The sequence below is a fragment of the Kitasatospora sp. NPDC043950 genome (genome assembly GCF_056435345.1).
In genome coordinates, this window is sequence record NZ_JBWKER010000009.1 from 145,197 (window position 1) to 167,152 (window position 21,956).

The 21,956-nt window shown below is 71.6% G+C and carries 17 protein-coding genes and 1 riboswitch; of the genes, 9 read left to right on the forward strand and 8 right to left on the reverse strand.

The window, feature by feature from the left end:
- Positions 1-13: 13 nt before the first annotated feature.
- From AC07BF_RS08935 to AC07BF_RS08945, 3 genes are all read right to left on the reverse strand, one after another.
- Positions 14-337: a nuclear transport factor 2 family protein gene (locus AC07BF_RS08935; protein ID WP_363377241.1), complete on the reverse strand. Its 324-nt coding sequence runs from the start codon at positions 335-337 to the stop codon at positions 14-16.
- A gap of 248 nt (positions 338-585) precedes the next feature.
- Positions 586-2,109 carry an acetaldehyde dehydrogenase ExaC gene (gene exaC, locus AC07BF_RS08940; RefSeq protein WP_363585886.1) on the reverse strand — a complete coding sequence of 508 codons (1,524 nt, stop codon included), beginning with the start codon at positions 2,107-2,109 and terminating at the stop codon, positions 586-588.
- Between the two features lie 270 nt (positions 2,110-2,379).
- Positions 2,380-3,327: a terpene synthase family protein gene (locus AC07BF_RS08945; RefSeq protein ID WP_350875605.1), complete on the reverse strand. Its 948-nt coding sequence runs from the start codon at positions 3,325-3,327 to the stop codon at positions 2,380-2,382.
- A 323-nt stretch (positions 3,328-3,650) separates the two neighbouring features.
- Between AC07BF_RS08945 and AC07BF_RS08950 the strand changes: the two genes are divergently transcribed.
- Together AC07BF_RS08950 and AC07BF_RS08955 are read left to right on the forward strand one after the other, a co-directional pair.
- A complete protein-coding gene (locus AC07BF_RS08950; protein WP_363585887.1) occupies positions 3,651-6,662 on the forward strand; it encodes an ATP-binding protein in 3,012 nt (1,003 codons plus the stop codon).
- A 181-nt stretch (positions 6,663-6,843) separates the two neighbouring features.
- The gene (locus AC07BF_RS08955; protein WP_363631500.1) at positions 6,844-7,908 is read left to right on the forward strand and encodes an aldose epimerase family protein; all 1,065 of its coding nucleotides are present in this window, start codon (positions 6,844-6,846) and stop codon (positions 7,906-7,908) included.
- Here the strand turns inward: AC07BF_RS08955 and AC07BF_RS08960 are convergent.
- Positions 7,901-8,506 carry a GNAT family N-acetyltransferase gene (locus AC07BF_RS08960; protein ID WP_478333117.1) on the reverse strand — a complete coding sequence of 202 codons (606 nt, stop codon included), beginning with the start codon at positions 8,504-8,506 and terminating at the stop codon, positions 7,901-7,903. The genes AC07BF_RS08955 and AC07BF_RS08960 overlap by 8 nt on opposite strands.
- Positions 8,507-8,815: 309 nt before the next feature.
- Between AC07BF_RS08960 and AC07BF_RS08965 the strand changes: the two genes are divergently transcribed.
- The 5 genes from AC07BF_RS08965 (at position 8,816) to AC07BF_RS08985 (ending at position 14,951) form a co-directional block, all read left to right on the forward strand.
- Positions 8,816-10,093 (forward strand): extracellular solute-binding protein, encoded by a 1,278-nt coding sequence (locus tag AC07BF_RS08965; RefSeq protein ID WP_063350123.1) that lies wholly within the window; start codon positions 8,816-8,818, stop codon positions 10,091-10,093.
- A 109-nt stretch (positions 10,094-10,202) separates the two neighbouring features.
- The gene (locus tag AC07BF_RS08970; RefSeq protein WP_363585890.1) at positions 10,203-11,204 is read left to right on the forward strand and encodes a carbohydrate ABC transporter permease; all 1,002 of its coding nucleotides are present in this window, start codon (positions 10,203-10,205) and stop codon (positions 11,202-11,204) included.
- Between the two features lie 40 nt (positions 11,205-11,244).
- Positions 11,245-12,150 carry a sugar ABC transporter permease gene (locus AC07BF_RS08975; protein WP_363585891.1) on the forward strand — a complete coding sequence of 302 codons (906 nt, stop codon included), beginning with the start codon at positions 11,245-11,247 and terminating at the stop codon, positions 12,148-12,150.
- A gap of 37 nt (positions 12,151-12,187) precedes the next feature.
- Positions 12,188-13,906, forward strand: coding sequence for a glycoside hydrolase family 13 protein (locus tag AC07BF_RS08980; protein ID WP_478333118.1), 1,719 nt, complete (start codon positions 12,188-12,190; stop codon positions 13,904-13,906).
- A 25-nt stretch (positions 13,907-13,931) separates the two neighbouring features.
- Complete coding sequence (locus tag AC07BF_RS08985) at positions 13,932-14,951, forward strand: LacI family DNA-binding transcriptional regulator (protein ID WP_208869121.1); 1,020 nt, start codon at positions 13,932-13,934, stop codon at positions 14,949-14,951.
- 109 nt (positions 14,952-15,060) lie between these two features.
- Here the strand turns inward: AC07BF_RS08985 and AC07BF_RS08990 are convergent, their stop codons facing one another.
- Both AC07BF_RS08990 and AC07BF_RS08995 read right to left on the reverse strand, forming a co-directional pair.
- Positions 15,061-16,479, reverse strand: coding sequence for a transglycosylase family protein (locus AC07BF_RS08990; protein ID WP_478333119.1), 1,419 nt, complete (start codon positions 16,477-16,479; stop codon positions 15,061-15,063).
- A riboswitch (cyclic di-AMP (ydaO/yuaA leader) is annotated at positions 16,466-16,636 on the reverse strand. It overlaps the preceding gene by 14 nt.
- A 424-nt stretch (positions 16,637-17,060) precedes the next feature.
- Positions 17,061-18,038: a hypothetical protein gene (locus AC07BF_RS08995; protein WP_363585894.1), complete on the reverse strand. Its 978-nt coding sequence runs from the start codon at positions 18,036-18,038 to the stop codon at positions 17,061-17,063.
- Between the two features lie 559 nt (positions 18,039-18,597).
- Between AC07BF_RS08995 and AC07BF_RS09000 the strand changes: the two genes are divergently transcribed.
- On the forward strand, positions 18,598-18,861 hold the full coding sequence (locus tag AC07BF_RS09000; RefSeq protein WP_363585895.1) for a DUF397 domain-containing protein: 264 nt from the start codon (positions 18,598-18,600) through the stop codon (positions 18,859-18,861).
- Between the two features lie 394 nt (positions 18,862-19,255).
- On the opposite strand, the gene AC07BF_RS09005 is transcribed toward AC07BF_RS09000, so the two are convergent.
- Positions 19,256-19,777: an ATP-binding protein gene (locus AC07BF_RS09005; RefSeq protein WP_363585896.1), complete on the reverse strand. Its 522-nt coding sequence runs from the start codon at positions 19,775-19,777 to the stop codon at positions 19,256-19,258.
- A 418-nt stretch (positions 19,778-20,195) separates the two neighbouring features.
- Between AC07BF_RS09005 and AC07BF_RS09010 the strand changes: the two genes are divergently transcribed.
- Complete coding sequence (locus tag AC07BF_RS09010) at positions 20,196-21,062, forward strand: helix-turn-helix domain-containing protein (RefSeq protein WP_063350131.1); 867 nt, start codon at positions 20,196-20,198, stop codon at positions 21,060-21,062.
- Between the two features lie 77 nt (positions 21,063-21,139).
- Here AC07BF_RS09010 and AC07BF_RS09015 read toward each other — a convergent pair whose 3' ends face one another.
- Positions 21,140-21,718 (reverse strand): TetR/AcrR family transcriptional regulator, encoded by a 579-nt coding sequence (locus AC07BF_RS09015; RefSeq protein WP_244293512.1) that lies wholly within the window; start codon positions 21,716-21,718, stop codon positions 21,140-21,142.
- Positions 21,719-21,956 lie beyond the last annotated feature (238 nt).

The window sequence follows — 21,956 nt, forward strand, 5'->3', positions numbered from 1 at the left end:
CGGTCCCGAGCCGTCAGGCCTGGCCGGTCTCGAAGCGGGTGATCTTGGGGCCGGTGAGGGTGAAGCGCCAGGCGGTGCGCATCTCGCCCCAGGTGTCGTTGGTGAAGTTGGCGATCAGCGCGTGGCCGCCGTCCGATTCGGTCTGGACGTCCATCCGGCCGCGGACGGTGAAGATCTCCTTGTCGATCCACTGGGGCAGGTCGCGGTCGGAGCCGTCGTCGGACATGGTCGCGTCCGGGGTGAGGGTGGCCAGGAAGGCGTCGCGGTCGCCCGCGTTGACCGCGGCGACGAAGGCGCGCACGGTGGGGTCGGAGAGCTTGGCGGGGGAGATGGTCATCGGGACTCCCGGGGGTGAGGGACGGGGAGTCCTGTTTACGGCGTTCGCCGGGTGTGTTCGGGCATGTCGGCGGCGCGTCGAGAAAATCGCGCATTCATGTGCTTAGATCCCGAAATGGGCGTTTTGCCCTACGGAGGGTTGCGCAGCGTGGACGTCCCAGCGGGCGTTCGCGGTGCGGCCACGGGGAGTGGCGGCGGAGCGGGAGGCCGGGACCGGTCTCCCGCTCCGTGTTTCGTGAAGGCCGTGGCCTAGAAGAGGCCGACCGCGTCCGGGGAGTAGCTGACCAGCAGGTTCTTGGTCTGCTGGTAGTGCTCCAGCAGCGCCTTGTGGTTCTCCCGGCCGATGCCGGAGTTCTTGTAGCCGCCGAAGGCCGCGTGGGCGGGGTAGGCGTGGAAGCAGTTGGTCCACACCCGGCCGGCCTGGATGGCGCGCCCGGCGCGGTGGGCGGTGTTGAGGTCGCGGGTCCAGACGCCCGCGCCGAGCCCGTACTGGGTGTCGTTGGCGAGGCTGATCGCCTCGGCGAAGTCCTCGAAGCGGGTGACCGAGACGACCGGGCCGAAGATCTCCTCCTGGAAGACCCGCATGCTGTTGACGCCCTCGAACACCGTCGGCGTCACGTAGTACCCGCCGGCCAGGGCGCCGCCGAGGTCGGCCCGCTCGCCGCCGGCCAGCAGCTTGGCGCCCTCGGCCTGGCCGATCTCGAAGTAGGAGAGGACCTTCTTCAGCTGTTCGGCGCTGGCCTGCGCGCCGACCTGGGTCTCGGTGTCCAGCGGGTCGCCCTGGCGCATCGCGCGCACCCGCTCCAGACCGTCGGCGAGCAGCCGCTCGTAGACCGAGGACTGGATCAGCGCCCGGCTGGGGCAGGTGCACACCTCGCCCTGGTTGAGGGCGAACATCGCGAAGCCCTCGACCGCCTTGTCGTAGAAGGCGTCCGAGGCGTCGGCGACGTCCGCGAAGAACAGGTTGGGGCTCTTGCCGCCGAGTTCCAGCGAGACCGGGATCAGGTTGTCGCTGGCGTAGCGGGCGATCAGCCGGCCGGTGGTGGTCTCGCCGGTGAAGGCGATCTTGCGGATGCGGTTGCTGGAGGCCAGCGGGGCGCCGGCCTCCTCGCCGAAGCCGGTGACGATGTTGACCACGCCGGGCGGCAGCAGGTCGGCGGTCAGCTCGGCCCACAGCAGCACCGAGGCCGGGGTCTGCTCGGCGGGCTTGAGCACCACCGCGTTGCCGGCCGCGAGCGCCGGGGCGAGCTTCCAGACCGCCATCAGGATCGGGAAGTTCCACGGGATGATCTGGCCGACCACGCCCAGCGGCTCGTGGAAGTGGTACGCCACGGTGTCCTCGTCCAGCTGGGACAGGCCGCCCTCCTGGGCGCGCAGCGCGCCCGCGAAGTAGCGCAGGTGGTCGACCGCGAGCGGGAGGTCGGCGGCCAGCGTCTCGCGCACCGGCTTGCCGTTCTCCCAGCTCTCCGCGACGGCCAGCCGCTCCAGGTTCGCCTCCATCCGGTCGGCGATCCGCAGCAGCACCTGGGCCCGCTCGGCGGGCGGGGTGCGGCCCCAGCCGGGGGCGGCGGCGTGGGCCGCGTCCAGCGCGGCCTCGATGTCCTCGGCGGTGCCGCGGGCGACTTCGGTGAACACCTCGCCGGTGACCGGGGTCGGGTCGCCGAAGTACTCGCCGCGCGCCGGCGGGGTCCAGCCGCCGCCGATCCAGTGCTCGTACCGGGAGCGGTAGGCGACGATGCTGCCGGGCGTGCCGGGGGGCTGGTAGACCGTCATGCTCTGGTGTCTCCTCGCGACGTCGGGCGCCGCCCGGACCGGGTGGCGGGGGCGGCGCGCCGGGCCGCGCCCGGCGCGGGGGCGGCCCGGCGGGAGGGTGCGGACACGCAATTCGGGGCGGAGGCCCGCCGGGGCGTCCGCCGTCGAGCACGATAGCCGCCCGGCGCGGGGCGCGGCTACGGTCCGTGCGCCCGGCCCGTACGGAGGGTGCGCGTTCCGGCCGTCGCGCGGGGGCGCGCACCGTGTCTCCGCGCTCCGGTCGGGACGGTGTCAGACCGCGTGGTAGCGGCCGGTGCGGGACTCCCAGTACAGGTAGCCGGCGAGCCAGGTGACCAGCCCGTCCGCGTACCGCTGGGCGATCGTCCGTTCGACTCGGGAGAGCCCCAACTCCCGGTAGACGTCCGGCAGTCGGCCGTGCAGGTCCCGGCAGCGCTCGACCATCAGCTGCGCCTCCTCCAGCACCACCGCGCAGGCCTCCTCGGCCGAGCAGCGGCGCTCGCGCTGGACGATCATCACCAGGTTGTTGACGTCGCCGCGCGGGGCTTCCAGCGGGAACGACCGGACGTCGTTGCTGAGCGAGGGGATGTCGGCGGCCAGCTGGCGCAGTTGACGCAGCACCGGGTGGTGCAGGACGGCGGCGGGGACCTCGAACTGGCCGAGGCGTTCGACCATGTCGAAGATGGTCTCCATCGCCGCGGTGCCTCGTCTGAGCACCAGGTAGCCGTCGCGGTCGGGTGGCCGGGTGGAGATGCGGCCGGCGGCCTCGGCGGGGTGACTGGCCAGGTACCACTCCCAGTTGTACGCGGCGCGGGCCTGCCAACGGGCGGGCATGCCGCGCACGCTGCGGTCCCAGAGGTCGGCGAAGGCGGTCTCGACCGGCGAGTCCTGGTCGGGGCGGGCGCCGTGCAGGACGGCGATCAGCCGCTCGCAGATGGGGGCGACCTCCGTCGGGCGGCGGCCGAGCGGGCCGTCGAACTGGTCGTCGAAGAGGAAGTAGAAGCCCATCAGGTCGGCGGCGAGGGAGAGTTCGTCCGGGCCGGTGTCGGGGTAGCCGAGGGCGGCGAGGTCGACCACCTCCCAGTGGGCGTACCCGGGGTGGTCGACGTCGGGGAGCAGCGGGTGGCGGACCAGCCAGTCACGGTGCAGTGCGGTGGCCTGCGGGCCGTGCGGGCTGCGGCGGTGCGGGAACGGAATCTGAAGTGAGGTGTCGTCAGACATCGGACTCCCGGTGCGGCGAAGGGTGGGGGCACTAGTGGTTCGAACGCTCGGTGTGGGGGGAGTTGACGCGGCGAGGCTTCCGGGGAGAGGGTGGTAGCGAAAGATCATCTTCGCCTCGCGGGCCGTAGGGTATCTGATGTAATGATCGGACGTTAGGGGTATAGGGCAATTGCCCTTGGCAAGGCGTCCGAACCCTCACCGTCCGCCCCAGCCTGCGCGAATGCCCCACAGTGAGTGCCACGCAGCGCTAACCTCGGCTCCACGGGCAGTGATGCGAGCAGCGACACGGGCTGTGACGCGAGTGGCGAGGCGGAGGCACGACGGTGACCGAGCAGGACAACGAACTTCGGACGGGATCAGGTTCCGGCCGGGACGGCGACAGCACCTCGCCGAGGGTCAGGCTGCGCGACCGCGACGCCGAACTGCGCTCCGTCGAAACGGCCGTCGACAAACTCTGCTGCGAATTCGCGGCCGGCGGCACCGAGATCGGCGAACTGCTCGCCTTCTCCGGCCGCCCCGGCATCGGCAAGACCAGCCTGCTGCACGAGGTCCGACGGGTCGCCAAACTCCGCGACCGCGCCACCGTGTTGTTCGCCCGCGGCGGCGAACGCCAGTTCAACGAGCCCTACCACGTGCTGCGCCAGCTCCTCCAACCCCTCCTCACCAGCCTGGAGCCCGACGAGTTCCGCCAGGTCATGGGCACCTGGGAGGAGGTCGTCGGACCGGCCATGGGCCTCAAGCGGCCCAAGGCCGGCGCCCGCCGCCTCGACCCCCAGGGCGTGCGCGACGGCCTCGACTACGTCCTCACCCAACTCGCGCCGCGCCGGGCCCCGCTGGTCATGATCGTCGACGACCTGCACTGGGGCGACCACGAGTCGCTCTCCTGGCTCACCCAGTTCGCCGTCCGCTCCCGCGAACTGCCCGTCCTGCTCGTCTTCGCCTTCCGCGAGGACGAGAACGACTGGCCGACCGAGATCCAGCAGCACCGCAAGGCCGTCCTCGGCCTCGCCACCAGCAAGCACGAGCTCAACCGGCTCTCGCTGGTCTCCGTCACCGACATGATCCGCGCCGAACTCGGCGACAAGGCCGAGGACGCCTTCTGCTACGAGTTCTGGAACGTCGTCAACGGCAACCCCTTCGAAGCCGTCGCCCTGCTCGACCAGGTCCGCGACCAGGACCTCGAACCGGTCGAGGAGAACTCCCAACAACTGCGCGAACTCGCCGTCGACGCCACCGGAATGACCCTCAAGAGCTGGATCGACCGGCTCGGCTCCGGCACCCTGCGCTTCGCCTGGGCCTGCGCGATGCTCGGCACCGACATCCGGGTCGACCTCGCCACCCGGATCTGCGCCCAGACCACCGAGGGCGCCCGCGACGCCATCAAGCAGCTGCGCAAGCAGCGCGTGCTCACCCAGACCCCCAACGGCAACCTGGAGTTCGTCCACCCGCTGATCGGCAGCTCGATCTACAACACCATGCCGGAGGCCACCCGCACCGGCATGCACGGCGTCGCCGCCGCCGAGATCGAGAACGCCGGACTCGGCCTGCTCGCCGCCTCCCGCCACCTCGTCGAGACCTTCTCCGGCGAGGGCGACGACAAGACCGTCCGCAAACTGCGCCGGGCCGCCGTCGAACACCTGCTGATCGGCGCCCCCGAAGCCGCCCAGCGCTGCCTGCACCGAGCCCTCAACGAACCCCCGGCCGACGACATCCGCGCCGAGGTGCTGTACGAACTGGGCTGCTCCGCGCTGCTCACCGACCCCGTCGCCACCGTCAACCAGCTCAAGCTCGCCCTCGACCCCGACGAGGGGCCGCTGCGCCCCGAACTGCGGGTCGACGCCACCTTCCGGCTCTCCGAGGTGCTCGCACACAGCGGCGAACTGCGCCAGGCCGCGGTGGTCTGCCAGGACGAGGCCGAGCAGACCGCCGACCCGGCCGGCCGACTCCGGCTCCAGGCCGCCTCGTTCATGTGGCACGCCTTCCGCAAGTCCGAGGACGACGGGCCCGGCCGCTCCACCCGGCTCGGCCTCATGTGCGACGGCCTCAGCACCCGCGACGCCGCCGACCGGGCCGTCCTCGCGATGCGCGCCTGGGACCTCACCCTGCGCGGCGCCCCCTCCGCCGAGGCTCTGACCTACGCCGACTCGGTCCTCGACGCAGGCCGACTGCCCAAGGGACTCGGCTGGACCAACAGCACCTGGGGCTTCGAACTGCCCTCCATGCTCGGCCTCACCTACACCTACAACGACCGCATCGCCCAGGCCGAGCGGCTGTTCGCGGACGCCATCATCCAGTTCGAGGTCGCCGGGTGGAGCGGTGCCCACCGGGGCTTCGCGTACTTCCTGATGGGCCTCGCCCGCTTCCGCCGCGGCCTGCTCGCCGAGGCCGAGGACTTCCTGCGCCGCGCGCTGCGACTGTCCGAGCGGATCGGCCCCAAGCTGCCGCTCGCCTGGGACGCCGTCGGCGTCCTGGTGGACACCCTGCTCGCCCGCGGCCGGACCGAGGAGGCCTGGGAACTCGCCGTCAAGTTCGGCTTCCACCCGCCGTACCACGCGACCGCGATGGTGCTGCCCGACGCGCCCTCGCTGTACGGCAAGCTGCTGATCGCCAAGAAGCGCTACGCCGGGGCGGCCGCCGCACTCACCGAGGCCGGCGCCCAACTGGAGGCCCGCGGCTGGCACAACACCGTCTGGGCGCCCTGGGCCGGCCACCTCGCCATCGCGATCGCGGCCGACGAGCCCGACCGGGCCCGCGAGTACGCCCACAAGGCCGTCCAGGACGCCCGTACCTTCGGCACCGCCTCGGCGATCGGCACCGCGCTGCGGCTGAACGCCCAGATCGAGGACGGCCAGCAGGCGGTCGAACTGCTGGAGCAGGCCGTGATGTACCTCGGCCAGTCGCCGGCCGGGTACGAGCACGCCGTCGCGCTGGTCGACCTCGGCGCCGCGCTGCGCCGGGTCGGGCGGCTGGAGGACGCGCAGGAGTACCTGTACCAGGGCATCGAACTGGCCCAGCACTGCTCGGCCGAGGGGCTGGTCGACCAGGCGCGGCGGGAGCTGGCCAACTACGGCCTGCGGCCCAACCGGCTGGGGCTGCGCGACTTCCGGGAGACGCTCAGCCAGCCCGAGTGGGAGGTCGCCAACCTCGCGGTGCAGGGCGTGCCGCCGCAGCGCATCGCCGACGAGCTCGGCGTGCACCTCAGCTTGGTCAACCGTCGACTGGCCGCGGTCTACCGCAAGGCGGGCAGCGGGCCGGACGGCCTGGCCTCCGCCCTTGGGCTGCCGACGCAGCCGCGCGGGGCCACCCGGCCGGGGGCGGAGCCCGAGGAGGAGTAGCCGTGGCGGCCCGGGCGCGTGGGCGGCGGGCGCCCGGGCGGCGCGCGGAGGCACGGGAGCGCTCCCGGGGCGGTCGCCGTCGCTAGGCTGACGCAGACGTGGGGGTCGCCGCGGCGACCCCCTGGACGGACCCGGAACCGGGGCGGTCACGGCACCCGCGACCGCCAGTGAGGAGCAGGCCATGGCGAGCGAGGCCACCAGCGTGCGGCACGAACCCCTCGACCCCTCGGGCGCGGGCGCCGCGATCGAGCGCTGGACGCTCTCCGCCGGCCCGTACGAGGCGAGCGTGCTCACCCTCGGCGCCACCCTGCACACCCTCACCGGCCCGGACCGCGCCGGGCGCCCCGCCCAACTGCTGCTCTCCACCGACCAGCTGACGCAGATCCTCGGCCCGGCCCGGCACTACGGCACCGTGGTCGGCCGGTACGCCAACCGGATCGACGGCTCCAGGATCACCATCGACGGCGAGGAGCACCCGCTCGCCCCGACCGGCGGCGGCATCACCATCCACGGCGGGCCGGACGGCTTCGCGCAGCGGATCTGGGAGGCCGACGGGATCGAGGGCGGGGTGCGGCTGCGGCTGCACAGCCCGGACGGCGACCAGGGCTTCCCCGGTGCGCTGGACGTCACCGTCTCCTACACCCTGGACCCGGCCGGCGAGCTGGTGATCGCCTACCGCGCCGCCACCAGCAAGCCGACCGTGGTCAACCTGACCAACCACGCGTACTTCAACCTTGCGGGTGAAGGGAACGGCGACGTCCTCGGCCACCTGCTCACCCTCGACGCCGACGCCTACACCCCGGCCGACGAGCGGCAGATCCCGTACGGGCGGACCGAACCGGTGGCCGGCACGCCGTTCGACTTCACGGTGGCCACGCCGATCGGCAAGTCGGTGCACGACGACCACCCGCAGCTGGCCGGGCCCGGCGGCTACGACCACAACTGGGTGCTCCGGGCCCGGCCGGCCGACGGCGGCCCGGCCCGGGCGGCGCTGCTGGAGGACCCGGTCAGCGGGCGCACCCTGGAGGTGCTGACCACCGAGCCGGGCGTCCAGGTCTACACGGCCAACAAGTTCCAGGGCGCGGTCACCGGCGCGAGCGGCGTCCCGTACGGGCCGTTCGCCGGGATCGCGCTGGAGACCCAGCACTTCCCGGACTCCCCGAACCACCCGGCGTTCCCGAGCACCGTGCTGCGGCCGGGGGAGGAGTTCCGCTCGACGACCGTGCTGCGGCTGGGCGTCAGCTGAGCGCTCCGGGCGCGTCCGGGGTGAGGTCCCGCTGGGGGTCCTGCCGGGGGTCCCGTGCGAGGTCCCGGCGCATGCAGAGCCGGGGCCAGCGGTCGAGACCGTGCTCGGCCTCCTTGCGGCGGATCTCCCGCAGGCCCGGGGTGAGCTCGTGGTCGGCGAGCGGGCGGAAGCCGCAGCGGGCGTAGTAGGGGGCGTTCCAGGGGACGTCGGCGAAAGTGGTGAGGGTGAGCGCGGGGGCGTCGGTGCCGGCCGCGAGGTGTTCGATCAGTGCCCGGCCGATGCCCCGGCGGGCGTGGTCGGGGTGGACCGACACCTGTTCGATGTGCAGGGCGCCGTCCACCGGCTCGGCGAGCAGGTAGCCGGCGATCGGACCGGGACCGGGCTGCTGGGGCAGGTCGGTCACGTGGGGCAGGTCGGTCGCGTCGGGGACGGCGACCAGGGCGACGCCCGCGTCCAGGTAGTGGGCCAGCTCGTGCGGGGCCGGTGGTTCGTCGTCGGCGATCTCCGGCATGCCGATCGCGGCGAAGGGGGCCCCGGCGGCCCGCTCCAGTTCGCACAGCAGCGGTAGTTCGTCCCTCATGGCGGCTCTGATACGCATGCGTTCAGTCTGCTGCAAGCGGTTTTCGGCCAGGGATGGTGGTGCTCTCGGCCATCCGGTACCGGATCGAAGCGGGCGAAGCCGGACATTTGGTCGCACTGTCAACTACCGTGCGGCTACGTCCAGGACACGTGGGCGTAACGATCGCCGTTTCTTGCAGAAACTTGCTGCAAGGACTTTCCGTCGCTATTGCACCGCTGTTAACTTCCTTCCGAGCCCGACGGCAGCAACGGTGCAGTCGGCACGAGGCAGCCATTATGCGCCTGTCTCCGAAGATCTCGGGCACCCCCACCCTCCCAAGGAGTTCTCATGCGGCGTGGCATCGCGGCCTCTGCCCTCGTTGTGGCCCTCGCGGTCTCGATGGCTGCCTGTGGCAGCAGCGGCTCCAGCTCAAACGGCAAGGCCGACGGGCCGGTCACCCTCACCTACTGGGACACCTCGAACGCCACCAACGAGGCGCCGAACTACCAGGAGCTGGTCAAGAAGTTCGAGGCCGCCAACCCGAACGTCAAGGTCGACTTCGTCAACGTCCCGTTCGACCAGGCGCAGAACAAGCTCCAGACCGCCATGGGGGCCAAGGGCGCTCCGGACGTGTTCCGCTCCGAGGTCGGCTGGACCGCCGCCTTCGCCAAGGCCGGCTACCTGGAGCCGCTCGACGGCACCCCGGCCGTCGCCGACACCTCCGCCTTCCAGCCCAGCCTGATCCAGCAGGCCAAGTTCGACGGCAAGCTGTACGGCGTGCCGCTGGTCACCGACACCCTGGGCCTGCTCTACAACAAGGAGCTGTTCGCCAAGGCCGGCATCACCGACGCCCCCAAGACCTGGGACGAGCTGAAGACCGACGCCGCCGCGCTCAAGGACAAGGCCGGTGTCGACGGCTTCTGGCTGAAGGCCGCGGACGGCTACTACGCGATGCCGTTCCTGTTCGGCGAGGGCACCGACACCGTCGACGCCGCCGGCAAGAAGATCACCGTCACCTCGCCGGAGGCCGTCAAGGCCATCGAGACCTACAAGACGATGTTCACCGCGCCCGGCATGGCCAAGGCCGACGTCACCACCGACGCCTACGCGCACATGATGGACGCCTTCAACAACGGCAAGGTCGCGGCCATCGTCCAGGGCCCGTGGGAGATCACCAACATCTACAAGGGCGCCGCGTTCGCCGACAAGAACAACCTCGGCATCGCGCCCGTCCCGGCGGGCTCCAGCGGCAAGTCCGGTGCGCCCACCGGCGGGCACAACATCTCCGTCTACGCCGGTGCCGACCAGGCCCACAAGGCCGCCGCCGAGAAGTTCGCCGCCTTCATGACCTCGGCGGAGAGCCAGGCGTTCATCGCGCAGAAGAACTCCACCCTGCCGACCCGCTCCGACGCCTTCACCGCCGACGTCAAGGCCGACCCCGGCATCGCCGGCTTCCAGGCCGTCCTCGGCAGCGCCAAGCCGCGCCCCGAACTGCCCGAGTACAGCTCGCTGTTCTCCTCGCTCGGCACCAACCTGGGCAAGGCCGTCCAGGGCACCGGCACCCAGGACGCGCTGAACACCGTCGCCACCGACTACGCCAAGCTGCTGCCGGGCTTCGCCAAGTAGTCGCCGTCGGCCGTCCGGGCCGCCGCCGCTCTCGCGGCGGCGGCCACCCGGCGGGCCCGGCGGCCGGACCCGCTCTCCCCGAGACTTCCCCCCGAGAAGGTGTCAATCGATGTCAGTCGCCGTGCAGGGCGCCACCGGCAAGGGCAGCCCGGAGCGCGAGCAGCGTCCGGGCCTGCTGGAACGCGTCAAGCGCTCCTACGCCAAGCACTGGTACGCCTACGCGATGATCGCCCCCGTGGTGCTGGTCCTCGGTGCGCTGGTGCTCTACCCGCTGGTCCAGGGCCTCTGGCTCACCCTGACCGACGCCAACAGCCTCAACGTCGCCCGCAAGATCGGCGTCAACGAGATCCCGGCCAGCTACAACTTCGTCGGCTTCCACAACTACGCCGACATCCTGTGGGGCCCCGGCTCGTACGACCGCTTCTGGTCCCACTTCGTCTGGACCATCGCCTGGACGGCCATCTGCGTCCTCCTGCACTACACCCTCGGCCTGGGCCTCGCCCTGCTGCTCAACAAGAAGCTGCGCGGCCGCGCCGTCTACCGGATGCTGCTCATCCTGCCCTGGGCCGTGCCGACCTTCGTCACCGTCTTCTCCTGGCGACTGATGCTGTCCGACGGCGGTGTCGTCAACAGCATGCTCTCCTTCCTCCACCTGCCCGAACCCGGTTGGCTCACCGACCCGTGGGCGCAGAAGTCCGCCGCGATCCTGGTCAACACCTGGGCCGGCGTGCCGTTCATGATGATCTCGCTGCTCGGCGGCCTGCAGTCGATCCCGGCCGAGCTGTACGAGGCCGCCGAGATGGACGGCGCCACGCCGTGGCAGCGCTTCCGGTACGTCACCCTGCCCGGGCTGCGGGCCGTCTCCTCCACCGTCGTCCTGCTCGGCGTGATCTGGACGTTCAACCAGTTCAACGTCATCTTCCTGCTCTTCGGCACCGGTGCGCCCGACGCCCAACTGCTGGTCACCTGGGCCTACCGGCTCGGCTTCGGCCAGATCCCCCGGGACTACGCGCAGTCCGCCGCCTACGGCGTGATCCTGCTGTCCATCCTGATCGTCTTCACCGCCTTCTACCGGCGCTGGCTCGCCCGCAACGAGCAGGCCAACGGCTGAGGCCCCGGACCCAGTTGACCCACGAAGGCAGGTACCCCCGATGAGCACCACCACCGAACTCCCCACCCCCGCGACGACCGTGGCCCCGGCCGCCCGGCCGGCCAAGGTCCGCCGGCGCGGTGAGAGCAGCCTGCTGGCCAGGGCGCTGTCCCACGGCACCCTGATCGTGGCCGGCCTGATCGCGCTGTTCCCGGTGGCGTGGATCCTCTTCGTCTCGCTCGGCCCGGACAAGACCGACTACCTCCACCCCGGCGCGATCCTCGACAAGCTCACGCTGTCGAACTACCACCACGTGCTGTTCGACACGGACTTCTTCACCTGGTTCGGCAACGCCCTGCTGGTCTCCGGCGTCACCACCGTGTTCGGCGTCCTGGTCGCCGCCACCACCGGCTACGCCGTCTCCCGGATGCGCTTCCCCGGCCACCGGCCGCTGATGTGGTCGCTGCTGGTCACCCAGATGTTCCCGATCGCGGTGCTGATCGTGCCGATGTACACGATGCTCTCCGACCTCGGCCTGCTGGACAGCTACCTGGGCCTGATCCTGGTCTACTCGACCACCACCGTGCCGTACTGCGCGTGGCTGCTGAAGGGCTACTTCGACACCATCCCGGTGGAGATCGACGAGGCCGGCCGGGTCGACGGGCTCAGCCCGTTCGGCACCTTCTGGCGGCTGGTGCTGCCGCTCGCCCGCCCGGGCCTGGCGGTGGCCGCCTTCTACTCCTTCCTCACATACTGGGCCGAGGTGCCGTTCGCCTCCACCTTCATGCTCAGCTCCGACAAGTACACGCTGGCCGTGGGCCTGCAGACCTTCGTCAGCGAGCACGACGCCCAGTGGAACCTGATGGCCGCGACCGCCGTGCTGATCGCGATCCCGTCGGCAGCCTTCTTCTACCTGGTGCAGCGCCACCTGGTCACCGGTCTGACCGCCGGTGCCTCCAAGTCGTAACGCTCCTCGCTCCTCTAGTCCCCAAGGGATACCGTCCATGACCCAGAACCTGGCCGACACCTCCCGGCCTGCCGCCGACGCCGCCGCCCACGAGGCGGTCACCCCGGCTCCTGCGACTGGCGGCGCGTCCAGAGGCTGGTGGCGGGACGCGGTCATCTACCAGGTGTACCCGCGCAGCTTCGCCGACTCCAACGGCGACGGCATGGGTGACCTGCCCGGCATCCGCAGCCGCCTGCCGTACCTGCGCGACCTCGGCGTGGACGCGGTCTGGCTGTCGCCGTTCTACGCCTCGCCGCAGGCGGACGCGGGCTACGACGTCGCCGACTACCGCGCCGTGGACCCGATGTTCGGCAGCCTGCTGGACGCCGACGCGCTCATCCGGGACGCCCACCAGCTGGGGCTGCGGATCATCGTCGACCTCGTCCCGAACCACTCCTCGGACCAGCACGAGTGGTTCCAGCGCGCCCTGCGCGAGGGCCCCGAGTCCCCGCTGCGCGAGCGGTACCACTTCCGCCCCGGCAAGGGCGAGAACGGCGAACTGCCGCCCAACGACTGGGAGTCCATCTTCGGCGGCCCGGCCTGGACGCGCAGCGAGAACCCGGACGGCACCCCCGGCGACTGGTACCTGCACCTGTTCGCCCCCGAGCAGCCCGACTTCAACTGGGAGAACCGGGCCGTCGCCGACGAGTTCCGCTCGATCCTGCGGTTCTGGCTCGACATGGGTGTCGACGGCTTCCGCATCGACGTCGCCCACGGCCTGGTGAAGGCCCCCGGCCTGCCCGACCTCGGCGGCTCCGACCAGCTCAAGCTGCTCGGCAACGACGTCATGCCGTTCTTCGACCAGGACGGCGTGCACGAGATCTACCGCAGCTGGCGCAAGATCCTCGACGAGTACCCGGGCCAGCGGATCGGCGTCGCCGAGGCCTGGACCCCGACCGTCCAGCGCACCGCCAACTACGTGCGCCCCGATGAGCTGCACCAGGCCTTCAACTTCCAGTACCTGGGCACCGGTTGGGACGCCGCCGCACTGCGCGAGGTGATCGACGTCTCGCTCGACTCGATGCGCCCGGTCGACGCCCCGACCACCTGGGTGCTGTCCAACCACGACGTCACCCGGCACGCCACCCGCTTCGCCAACCCGCCCGGCCTCGGCACCCAGATCCGCACGCCCGGCGACCGCGAGCTCGGCCTGCGCCGCGCCCGCGCCGCCACCCTGCTGATGCTCGCGCTGCCCGGCTCCGCGTACATCTACCAGGGCGAGGAACTCGGTCTGCCGGACGTCACCGACCTGCCGGACGAGGTCCGCCAGGACCCGTCGTTCTTCCGCAAGGCCGGGCAGGACGGCTACCGCGACGGCTGCCGCGTCCCGATCCCGTGGTCCGGCACCGAGGCCCCGTACGGCTTCGGCCCGGTCGCCGGCGGGCCGTCCTGGCTGCCGCAGCCGGCCGAGTGGGCCGAGCTGAGCGTCGAGGCGCAGACCGGCGACCCGGCGTCCACCCTGGAGCTGTACCGCAGCGCGCTCGCCGTCCGCCGCTCCCAGGACGACCTCGGCGCCGGGACGGCCGTGGAGTGGCTGGAGGGCTCCGAGGGGACCCTGACGTTCCGCCGCGGCTCCTTCGTCTGCACCGTCAACGCCACGGACGAGCCGGTCCGGATAGCGGCGCCCGGAAAGCTGCTGCTCTCCTCGGTGGAGCTGGTGGTCGACGGCAGCGAGACGGTGCTCGCGCCGGACAGCACCGGCTGGTGGGCGGTCTGACGTGGTTGCAATAGGCTCTGGGACCGTGACTACGGCGCGACTCTCAGACATCGCGGCGCAGGCGGGGGTCAGCGAAGCCACCGTCTCCCGCGTACTCAACGGCAAGGCGAACGTCTCCGCCGCCACCCGGCAGACCGTGCTGGCGGCGCTCGACGTGCTCGGCTACGAGCGGCCGACCCGACTGCGCCAGCGCAGCGCCGGCCTGATCGGGCTGATCACGCCGGAGCTGAGCAACCCGATCTTCCCCGCACTGGCCCAGGTGATCGAGCAGGTGCTCAGCCGGCACGGGTACACCCCGGTGCTGTGCACCCAGACACCGGGCGGGTCCACCGAGGACGAACTGGTCGAGATGCTGGTCGACCGGGGCGTGGCGGGCATCGTCTTCGTCTCCGGGCTGCACGCCGACTCCACCGCCGACCACGACCGCTACGCCCGGCTGACCGGGCGAGGGGTGCCGTTCGTGCTGATCAACGGCTACAGCGAGCGGATCGACGCGCCGTTCATCTCGCCGGACGACCGGGCCGCGATGTGGATGGCCGTCCAGCACCTGGCCGAACTCGGGCACGAGCGGATCGGGCTGGCGGTCGGGCAGCGGCGGTACGTGCCGGTGCTGCGCAAGATCGAGGGCTTCACGGCGGCGATGCGCGAGGTGCTGGGACGGAGCCAGGAGGAGGCCGAGGAACTCGTCCACCACACGCTGTTCAGCGTGGAGGGCGGGCACGCGGCGGCCGGCGCGCTGCTGGACAAGGGCTGCACGGCGATCGTCTGCGGCAGCGACATGATGGCGCTCGGGGCGATCCGGGCGGTGCGGCAGCGTGGGCTGTCGGTGCCGCACGACGTCTCGGTGGTCGGCTTCGACGACTCGCCGCTGATCGCCTTCACCGAGCCGCCGCTGACCACGATCCGCCAGCCGGTCGAGGCGATGGCGACCGCGGCGGTGGACGCGCTGCTGGAGGAGGTCGGCGGAAACGCCGTCCAGCGCGGGGAGTTCATGTTCCAGCCGGAGCTGGTCATGCGTGGGTCCACGGGGGCCTGCGCGCGCTGAGGACGGTCAACGGACGGGCCCCGGAGAGCAGTTGCTCTCCGGGGCCCGTTGTGTGCCGCCCGGGTGCCGGGTCAGCCGTCAGTTGTCGGCTGTCACCCGTCGGTCGTGCTCAGACCCGGCCGGCGAAGTCCGGCGCCCAGTTGGCGACGGTCTGCAGGCGCACGCCCGAGCTCGGGTTGGCGGCCTCGACGTACTGGCCGCCGCCGATGTAGATCGCGACGTGGTAGACGCCGGAGTTCTGGCCGTTGTTGGACCAGAACAGCAGGTCGCCCGCCTGCAGGCTGTCCAGCGAGACGCGGGTGCTGGCGGCGGCCTGGTCGGCGGCGACGCGCGGGACGGAGACGCCCGCGGCGCGCAGCGCGGCCTGGGTCAGGCCGGAGCAGTCCCAGCCGCCGTTGCCGGTACCGCCGTAGACGTACGCCTGGCCGACCTTCGACTGGGCGAAGGAGACCGCGGCGGCCATGCTGCCGGTGGCGGCCGGGGTCTGAGCCGGGGTCTGAGCCTGGGCGGCCGGCTTGGAGGCCGGCTTGGAGGCCGGCTTGGAGGCCGGCTTGGTGGCCGGGGCCTGGGGCTGGGCGGCCGGCTTGGCGCTCGCGACAGCGCCGTTGGAGGTCTGGCCGGACTTCTGCGAGCGGTCGAACCAGGTGAAGTCCGAGCCGGACGTGGCCGACGAGCCGGAGCCGGACCGGTCGGCCTGAGCCGACTGCTGGGCCTGGCCGCCGTCCTTGAACGAGAGGCGCTGGCCCGGGTAGATGGAGTCCGGGCCCTCGGTCAGGGTGCCGCGGTTGAGTTCGTACAGCCGCTGCCAGCCGCCCTGGAGGTTGTGCTTGTCGGCGATCGAGGACAGCCAGTCGCCGGAGGCGACGGTGTAGTCGTCGGCCTGGGGCTGGGCGCTGTTCCGGGCCTGGCTCTGGCCCTTCTGGGCCGAGGTGCCGTTGGTGGAGTCGGCGGGGGCCTGCGCCTGGTCCTGGGCCGGTGCGGCCGGCTTGGCGGGCTTCGCGGCCGGGGCCGGGGTCTGGGTCTGCGCGGGCTTGGCGGCCGGGGCGGCCGGCTTCGCGGCGGGCTTGGTGGCGGTCGAACCGGCAGCCGAGCCGGTGGTCGAGCCGGCCGAGGTGTCGACGGCGGCCGGGGTGCCGCCCTTGGTCAGGCCGGCCTGGACCGAGCACACCGGCCAGGCGCCGGGGCCCTGCGAGGCGAGGACCTTCTCGGCGACGGCGATCTGCTGGTCCTTGGTGGCCTGGTTGGCCTGGGGGGCGTAGGCGGTGCCGCCGAAGGCGGCCCAGGTGCTGGAGGTGAACTGCAGGCCGCCGTAGAAGCCGTTGCCGGTGTTGATGCTCCAGTTGCCGGTGCTCTCGCACTGGGCGACCTTGTCCCAGGTGGCGACGGAGGCGGCGGAGGCGGTGCCGGAGGTGAGGCAGGGGATGGTGAGGCCGACGCCCGCGACGCCGACGGCGGCGATCACGCGTCGGGTACGACTGGACAGACGGGTGCCGTTGGTGGGCAGCATGAAGACGCAGTCCTCTCCCACGCCTGCGAGGTGAGCTGTCGGATTCGGGCTGGAGTTGCCCGGCCGCGCTGTGGGCGCGGCTTCACCCCTAGCCCTGGATCGTTCCGGGGAACGGTCCGGGGCGACTTACCTGTGGGTCCCCCGCTCCTGCCGTGGTGCGTTTTCGCGCTGCCAGGACATCCGACGGCAGGACTCGGCGTCGCGGATGAACTGGGTTCGTGTGGCCACGAACGGGGAGCACGTTAAGCAGACTTAAGTTCAAACTGCAAACACCTGTGACGCGCATCACGGTTTGGCGAGAACGGTCGTTCCCCTCACTTGTCATGATCGGAAATGACCGATTTCCGGCAACGCCGCGAAGGGTGCGCGCAACTGTCTGCGTTTCAGGAGGCGGGTGACGGTGGGTCGGGTCGCCCGGGGGCCTGCCCGCCGGGAGAGCGGCGTGTCCGCACTGTGGCCGTCGGGGGGTGCGTCGAGCGATGGTGAACAAATGCGGATAGAACGGACATCACACCTATTCGTCCTTTAACTCCCTTACGGGACAAGCGGGAAGGGCCCGGAACGTAGCCGTTCCGGGCCCTTCACACGTGCGGTGACCGCTACTACTGGCCGGCCGACTCCTCGGCGGCGGCGTGAGCGGCGTGAGCGGCGCGACCACCCCGGCCGGAGTGGTCGGCGTGGGTGCCCTCGGCGGCCTCCGCCGCCTCGGCCTCGGCCCGCGTCAGGGCCTCGGGGGAGGGCGCCGGCAGCGCGGCCAGGTAGGTGGAGGCGATCAGCTGGCCGACCGTCGGGTAGGCGCCCAGCGGCGCCGCGGACGGGCAGCCGGTCTCCTCGGCGGCCGTGGCGAGCAGCTCGGAGTCGGCCTCCGGCCCGATCACCAGCGGGGCCAGCGCCGGGCGCTGGGAGCCGGTCTCCTTGAGGTGGTTGACGGCCGCGGCGACCGAGCCCGGCACGTCGAGCGCGGCGGGCACGACCGGGACGGCCAGCCGGGCCGCCAGCAGGACACCGGTGATGCCGGCAGCGGCAGCGGCCTCCTCGCCGCCGACGGTGGTCAGCACGACGCCGTCCGCGGCGGTCGCGATGGCGAACAGCCGGGCCCGGTCGGCACGCGCCAGGCCGGCCTCGGACAGGCGCACGTGCACGGCCTCGGCGAGCAGCGGGTGCGGGCCGAGCACGTCGGTGACGGGGGCTCCGTACTCGGCGGCGAGGGCGTGGAGTTCGGTCAGGAATCCGTGCGGGCCGGGTACCAGCGGCACCAGGACCGGCGCGGGCAGGCCGGCCTCGGCGGCCATGGCCAGCAGTTCGGCGACGGTGCGGTCGTCGCTGTCGGCGCCCTGGGCGGCTTCGCCCGGGAGGTAGCCGACGGCGGTCTGGATGTCGCCCTGCTCGCTGCGGACGATCGACAGCAGCTCCTCGACGACCGAGCGGGACTCGGGCCCGGCGGTCGCGGGCACGGCGAGCACCAGGGCCGGGGATCCGGCCGGGATCTCGGGGCGCTCGGGGCGACGGTGGCGCCCCCGCGCACGGGAGCCTGGAGTGCGGACGGGCAGTGGCGCGCCCGGGATGGCTGCGGTGCTCATGCCGGAGATCGTAGGACATCGGCCCGTCAGGCCTGCATTCGGCTGCCGTTCGAGTTTCACGTGGTCATGGCGGGTGCGCCGCGCTCCCGTCGTGTCCGTCCGGGCGGTTTGCCCGCAATCCGGACATATCTCACCCAGCCTTCGAGCGATCACCGCTGGTTGCCCTGACGTGTCCGACGGGGCGTCGAGTTGCTTCTGTGGCGCGTGAGATGTCTCACAGCCGGGAGGTCGCCTGACGGAGGGTCACGAAGGCGCGACTCCGGGCGTCTGAAGATCAACATTCAGCGGGGAATCGCTCACGGCCGGTTATCGAGAATCTGGCGATTCACTCGGCTATGTCCGTTTACGTACCGTCAGGAGAAGGGTCCGTGAAGAGTTCAGAACTGCCGGTGAAAGGCCTCGTGCACCTGCAATGTCCCGTGCTGATGCACGTGCACAGCAGCTATCATCGCGTCAAGTGAGGCGTTGTGCCGGGCCGGTACGGGGCCGGTCCGTTCGTTCGGCGGGTGCCGGGAGCGCCGCGCTGGACGACCACTCCGGAGCTCTTCGGGAGATTTCTATGCACGACTCGCAGGACACGTACGGCTCGTACGACACCTACAACGGGATGGCGGCCGCCGACCTCAAGGGGGTTGTCTGGCAGAAGAGCCTGCACAGCAACTCCCAGGGGAACTGCGTCGAGTTCGCGGCCCTGCCGGGGGGCGATGTGGCGATGCGCAACTCGCGCTTCCCGGAAGGTCCGGCGCTCATCTACACCCGGGCCGAGATCGCCGCCCTGCTGCTGGGGGCCAAGGACGGGGAGTTCGACCACCTGGCGGTCTGACCGGCCGCCGTCCTGCCATCGGGGGGCCGTCGTGGGTGCTGACACCGCGACGGCCTTTGTCTTGTCCGGGGCCGGTCCGGGGCCACATGACGGGCGCTCTCGTGGCGGGCGCTCTCGTGGCGGCCGTTCTCGCGGCCGACCGCGCGCAGGTGTGGCGGGTGGTCCCGCGCACGGCTGGGGGCCCGGACGTGGACGGGAGTCGGGCCGCCGGGGTGCCCGGCCGTCGGTCCGGCCGGCTCGTCCGGGAGACAGGCCCGGGAATCGTCGCGGGAATCGCCCTGAGGGCTGGGCCGGAGCCCGTGGCGCACCTGTGCCAGGCCCGTCGATCCGCTCCGCGGAGCCCGGGGTGCGGTCCTCCCGGGGCCTCCCTCGGCCGGCCGCGCGCCGCCTGGCGCTAGGCCGAGCGCCGGTGCCGTCCACCGAGTTCGGAACCGGTGGCCGGCTCCGCCTCGAACAGGGCCCAGACCACCTTGCCGCTGCCCAGCGGGTGCCAACCCCAGGAGCGGCTGAAGGACTCCACCAGGTGCAGTCCGCGGCCGGACTCGGCGACGAAGTCCGCCTCCCGGGCGACCGGGCCGATGCAGCTCGGGTCGCTCACCGCGCAGACCACCTGGGGGGAGCGGTGGACCAGGCTTATTCGGATCGGCAGCCGGCCCTCAGGGGTCGGCTGTATGGGAAAGTCGTACTCGCCCTGGACGCCACCCGCAGGGTCGGGCCGTGCGCCGATCGCATGCCGCAGTGCGTTGGTCACCAGCTCCGAGGCCACCAGCGCGACGTCGTCGAACAGCTCCATCAGGCCCCAGCGCTGAAGAGAGGTTCTGGCGAAGTCGCGCGCGGTTCTGACGGCTTCGAAGCGAGGAGCGAGCGTACAGGTGACCACATGGGGGTCAACCGCCAAAGCCGTACCGGTGCTCATGAAGAGCTCCTCCCATAAGGGGGCGGACACGGCTGGACCCGCCGGGGTCATGCCGGTCACCTCCGACTCGCTCGGCCGCTCGGCCGCCCCCTCGACCAGCGCGCGCGCACACGAACCCCCGGTGGCGCGGGGGAACGCTGCCGGGTCGGTGCACGGAGTCGCGCGTGGGGTCGACGCGGAGCCCGCGGGAATGCCAGGGATGTGCAGGTGCACGTGCACCATGGTGGTGTGCGCTCACTGCAGATGCAAGAGTCGATTCACGTGCAGTCGCACTATTGGCATATGCAAGCGCCGGATGCACGTGCATCCTGGTGTGTGGAGTGTGGAACTGATAGGAACATCCGTCAGTATCGGCACCGTGAGCGCTCAACTGATGGCAGACTGTGCGCTGTTTGCCCTAGGTGGAGGTTTCGACCGCATGACCACAGTTCAGCCGGGCGGCGGCTCGATGGTCCGCCGGATCCTCCTCGGTTCTCAGCTGCGTCGCCTGCGTGAGACGCGCGGCATCACGCGCGAGGACGCCGGCTACGCGATCAGGGCCTCGGAGTCCAAGATCAGCCGCATGGAACTCGGCCGCGTCAGCTTCAAGGAGCGCGACGTCGCCGACCTGCTCAGCCTCTACGGCGTGGACGACGGCCTGGAGCGGGAGGCACTGCTCGGGCTGGTCCGCGAGGCCAACAAGTCCGGCTGGTGGCACAGCTTCAACGACGTGCTGCCGGGCTGGTTCCAGACCTACGTCGGCCTGGAGGAGGCCGCCCAGCTGATCCGCACCTACGAGGTGCAGTTCATCCCCGGACTGCTGCAGTCCGAGGAGTACGCACGGGCGGTTTTCGGCCAGAGTCGGCCGGTCGTCAGCGAGGAGGAGATCGAGCGGCGGGTCAGCCTCCGCCTGCGTCGCCAGAAGCTGCTGACCGAGGGCGCCAGCCCGCGACTGTGGGCCGTGATCGACGAGGCCGCGCTGCGCCGCCCCGTCGGCGGGCCCAAGGTGATGCGCGGCCAGGTGCAGTACCTGATCGACGTCGCCGAGCAGGCCAACGTCGTGATCCAGGTGATGCCGTTCCGATTCGGCGCGCACGCGGGGGAGTCCGGGGCGTTCACGATCCTGCGCTTCCCTGAACAGGACCTCGCGGATGTCGTCTACCTGGAGCAGCTCACCAGCGCGCTGTACCTCGACAAGCGGGACGACGTCGACGCGTACATCCAGGTCATGGAGCGGCTCTGCGTGGACAGCCTCACGCCGGAGCGGACCGTGGACCTGCTGGCGTCGATCCTCAAGGAGCGCTGAGAGGAACTCCCGGCAGAGCGTACGGGTCCGGCTCCCGCGATCGGTCGCCCGGACACCGAGCCGCCGTCCACCCGCCGTCAGCCGCGGGCCGGCGGCCGTTCGCGTTCCGGCGGCAGTGCCTGCGGCGGGGTGCCCAGTTCCCAGGGCAGGTCGTAGCGGCGGAACAGGTCGGCCCGGATCAGTGCCAGCGGGAGTTCGGCGCCCGGCAGCAGCACCCCGATGCAGCCGCCCATCAGCGCGCTGCGCAGCACCGCGTGCTCGGCGGCCGGGTCCGGTGCGCCCCAGTCGAGCAGCAGGCCTTGGAGGATCGCGCCGAGCTGCTGCTGCTCCGGGTCCTGGACGAAGGCGCCGGAGTCCGGGTCCAGGATCAGCGCGAGGTGCGAGCGCATCACCCGCGGATGCTCCAGGGCGAGGGTGAGGACCGCGTCGATCGCGCGGGCCAGCCGGGCCGCCGGCGTGGCGTCCGGGGTCAGCTCGGCGAGCGCGCCGGAGAGCGACTGGTGCATCATCCGGTGCGTCGCCGACTGCATCAGCAGCCGTTTCCCGTCGAAGTAGTAGGAGAGCAGCCCGCGCGCGAGCCCGGCCCGCTCGGCGATGTCGGTCAGCGTGGTGCCCGCGTATCCGTGCCGGTCGACCAGTTCGACGGTGGCTCGCATGATGCGCAGACGGGAGCGTTGCCGCATCTCCTCATTGACCGAATCCCCGCGAGGTGCCATCGTGTCTGCTCCGAACGTTCGTTGGCTCCGGGCCAATATACTGGCGGAGCCGGTAGTCGCACCGTGAAACCGCGCGCCGGTGGGCGCCGCTCGGGCGCCCGGTACAGAAGACGGCCGGCTCCACCAAAACGGGGGTTTGGTGGAGCCGGCGCCATTGTCCGACGGCGGGGGCCGGGGG

Excerpts from the sequence above, each read along its gene's own strand:
- AC07BF_RS08945 (WP_350875605.1), bottom strand. The coding sequence starts at position 3,327 with ATGTCTGACGACACCTCACTTCAGATTCCGTTCCCGCACCGCCGCAGC.
- AC07BF_RS08995 (WP_363585894.1), bottom strand. The coding sequence starts at position 18,038 with ATGAGCACCGCAGCCATCCCGGGCGCGCCACTGCCCGTCCGCACTCCA.
- AC07BF_RS09010 (WP_063350131.1), top strand. The coding sequence starts at position 20,196 with ATGACCACAGTTCAGCCGGGCGGCGGCTCGATGGTCCGCCGGATCCTC.
- AC07BF_RS09015 (WP_244293512.1), bottom strand. The coding sequence starts at position 21,718 with ATGCGAGCCACCGTCGAACTGGTCGACCGGCACGGATACGCGGGCACC.
- AC07BF_RS08935 (WP_363377241.1), bottom strand. The coding sequence starts at position 337 with ATGACCATCTCCCCCGCCAAGCTCTCCGACCCCACCGTGCGCGCCTTC.
- exaC (WP_363585886.1), bottom strand. The coding sequence starts at position 2,109 with ATGACGGTCTACCAGCCCCCCGGCACGCCCGGCAGCATCGTCGCCTAC.
- AC07BF_RS09005 (WP_363585896.1), bottom strand. The coding sequence starts at position 19,777 with ATGAGCACCGGTACGGCTTTGGCGGTTGACCCCCATGTGGTCACCTGT.
- AC07BF_RS08970 (WP_363585890.1), top strand. The coding sequence starts at position 10,203 with ATGTCAGTCGCCGTGCAGGGCGCCACCGGCAAGGGCAGCCCGGAGCGC.
- AC07BF_RS08955 (WP_363631500.1), top strand. The coding sequence starts at position 6,844 with ATGGCGAGCGAGGCCACCAGCGTGCGGCACGAACCCCTCGACCCCTCG.
- AC07BF_RS09000 (WP_363585895.1), top strand. The coding sequence starts at position 18,598 with ATGCACGACTCGCAGGACACGTACGGCTCGTACGACACCTACAACGGG.
- AC07BF_RS08980 (WP_478333118.1), top strand. The coding sequence starts at position 12,188 with ATGACCCAGAACCTGGCCGACACCTCCCGGCCTGCCGCCGACGCCGCC.
- AC07BF_RS08965 (WP_063350123.1), top strand. The coding sequence starts at position 8,816 with ATGCGGCGTGGCATCGCGGCCTCTGCCCTCGTTGTGGCCCTCGCGGTC.
- AC07BF_RS08975 (WP_363585891.1), top strand. The coding sequence starts at position 11,245 with ATGAGCACCACCACCGAACTCCCCACCCCCGCGACGACCGTGGCCCCG.
- AC07BF_RS08960 (WP_478333117.1), bottom strand. The coding sequence starts at position 8,506 with ATGCGTATCAGAGCCGCCATGAGGGACGAACTACCGCTGCTGTGCGAA.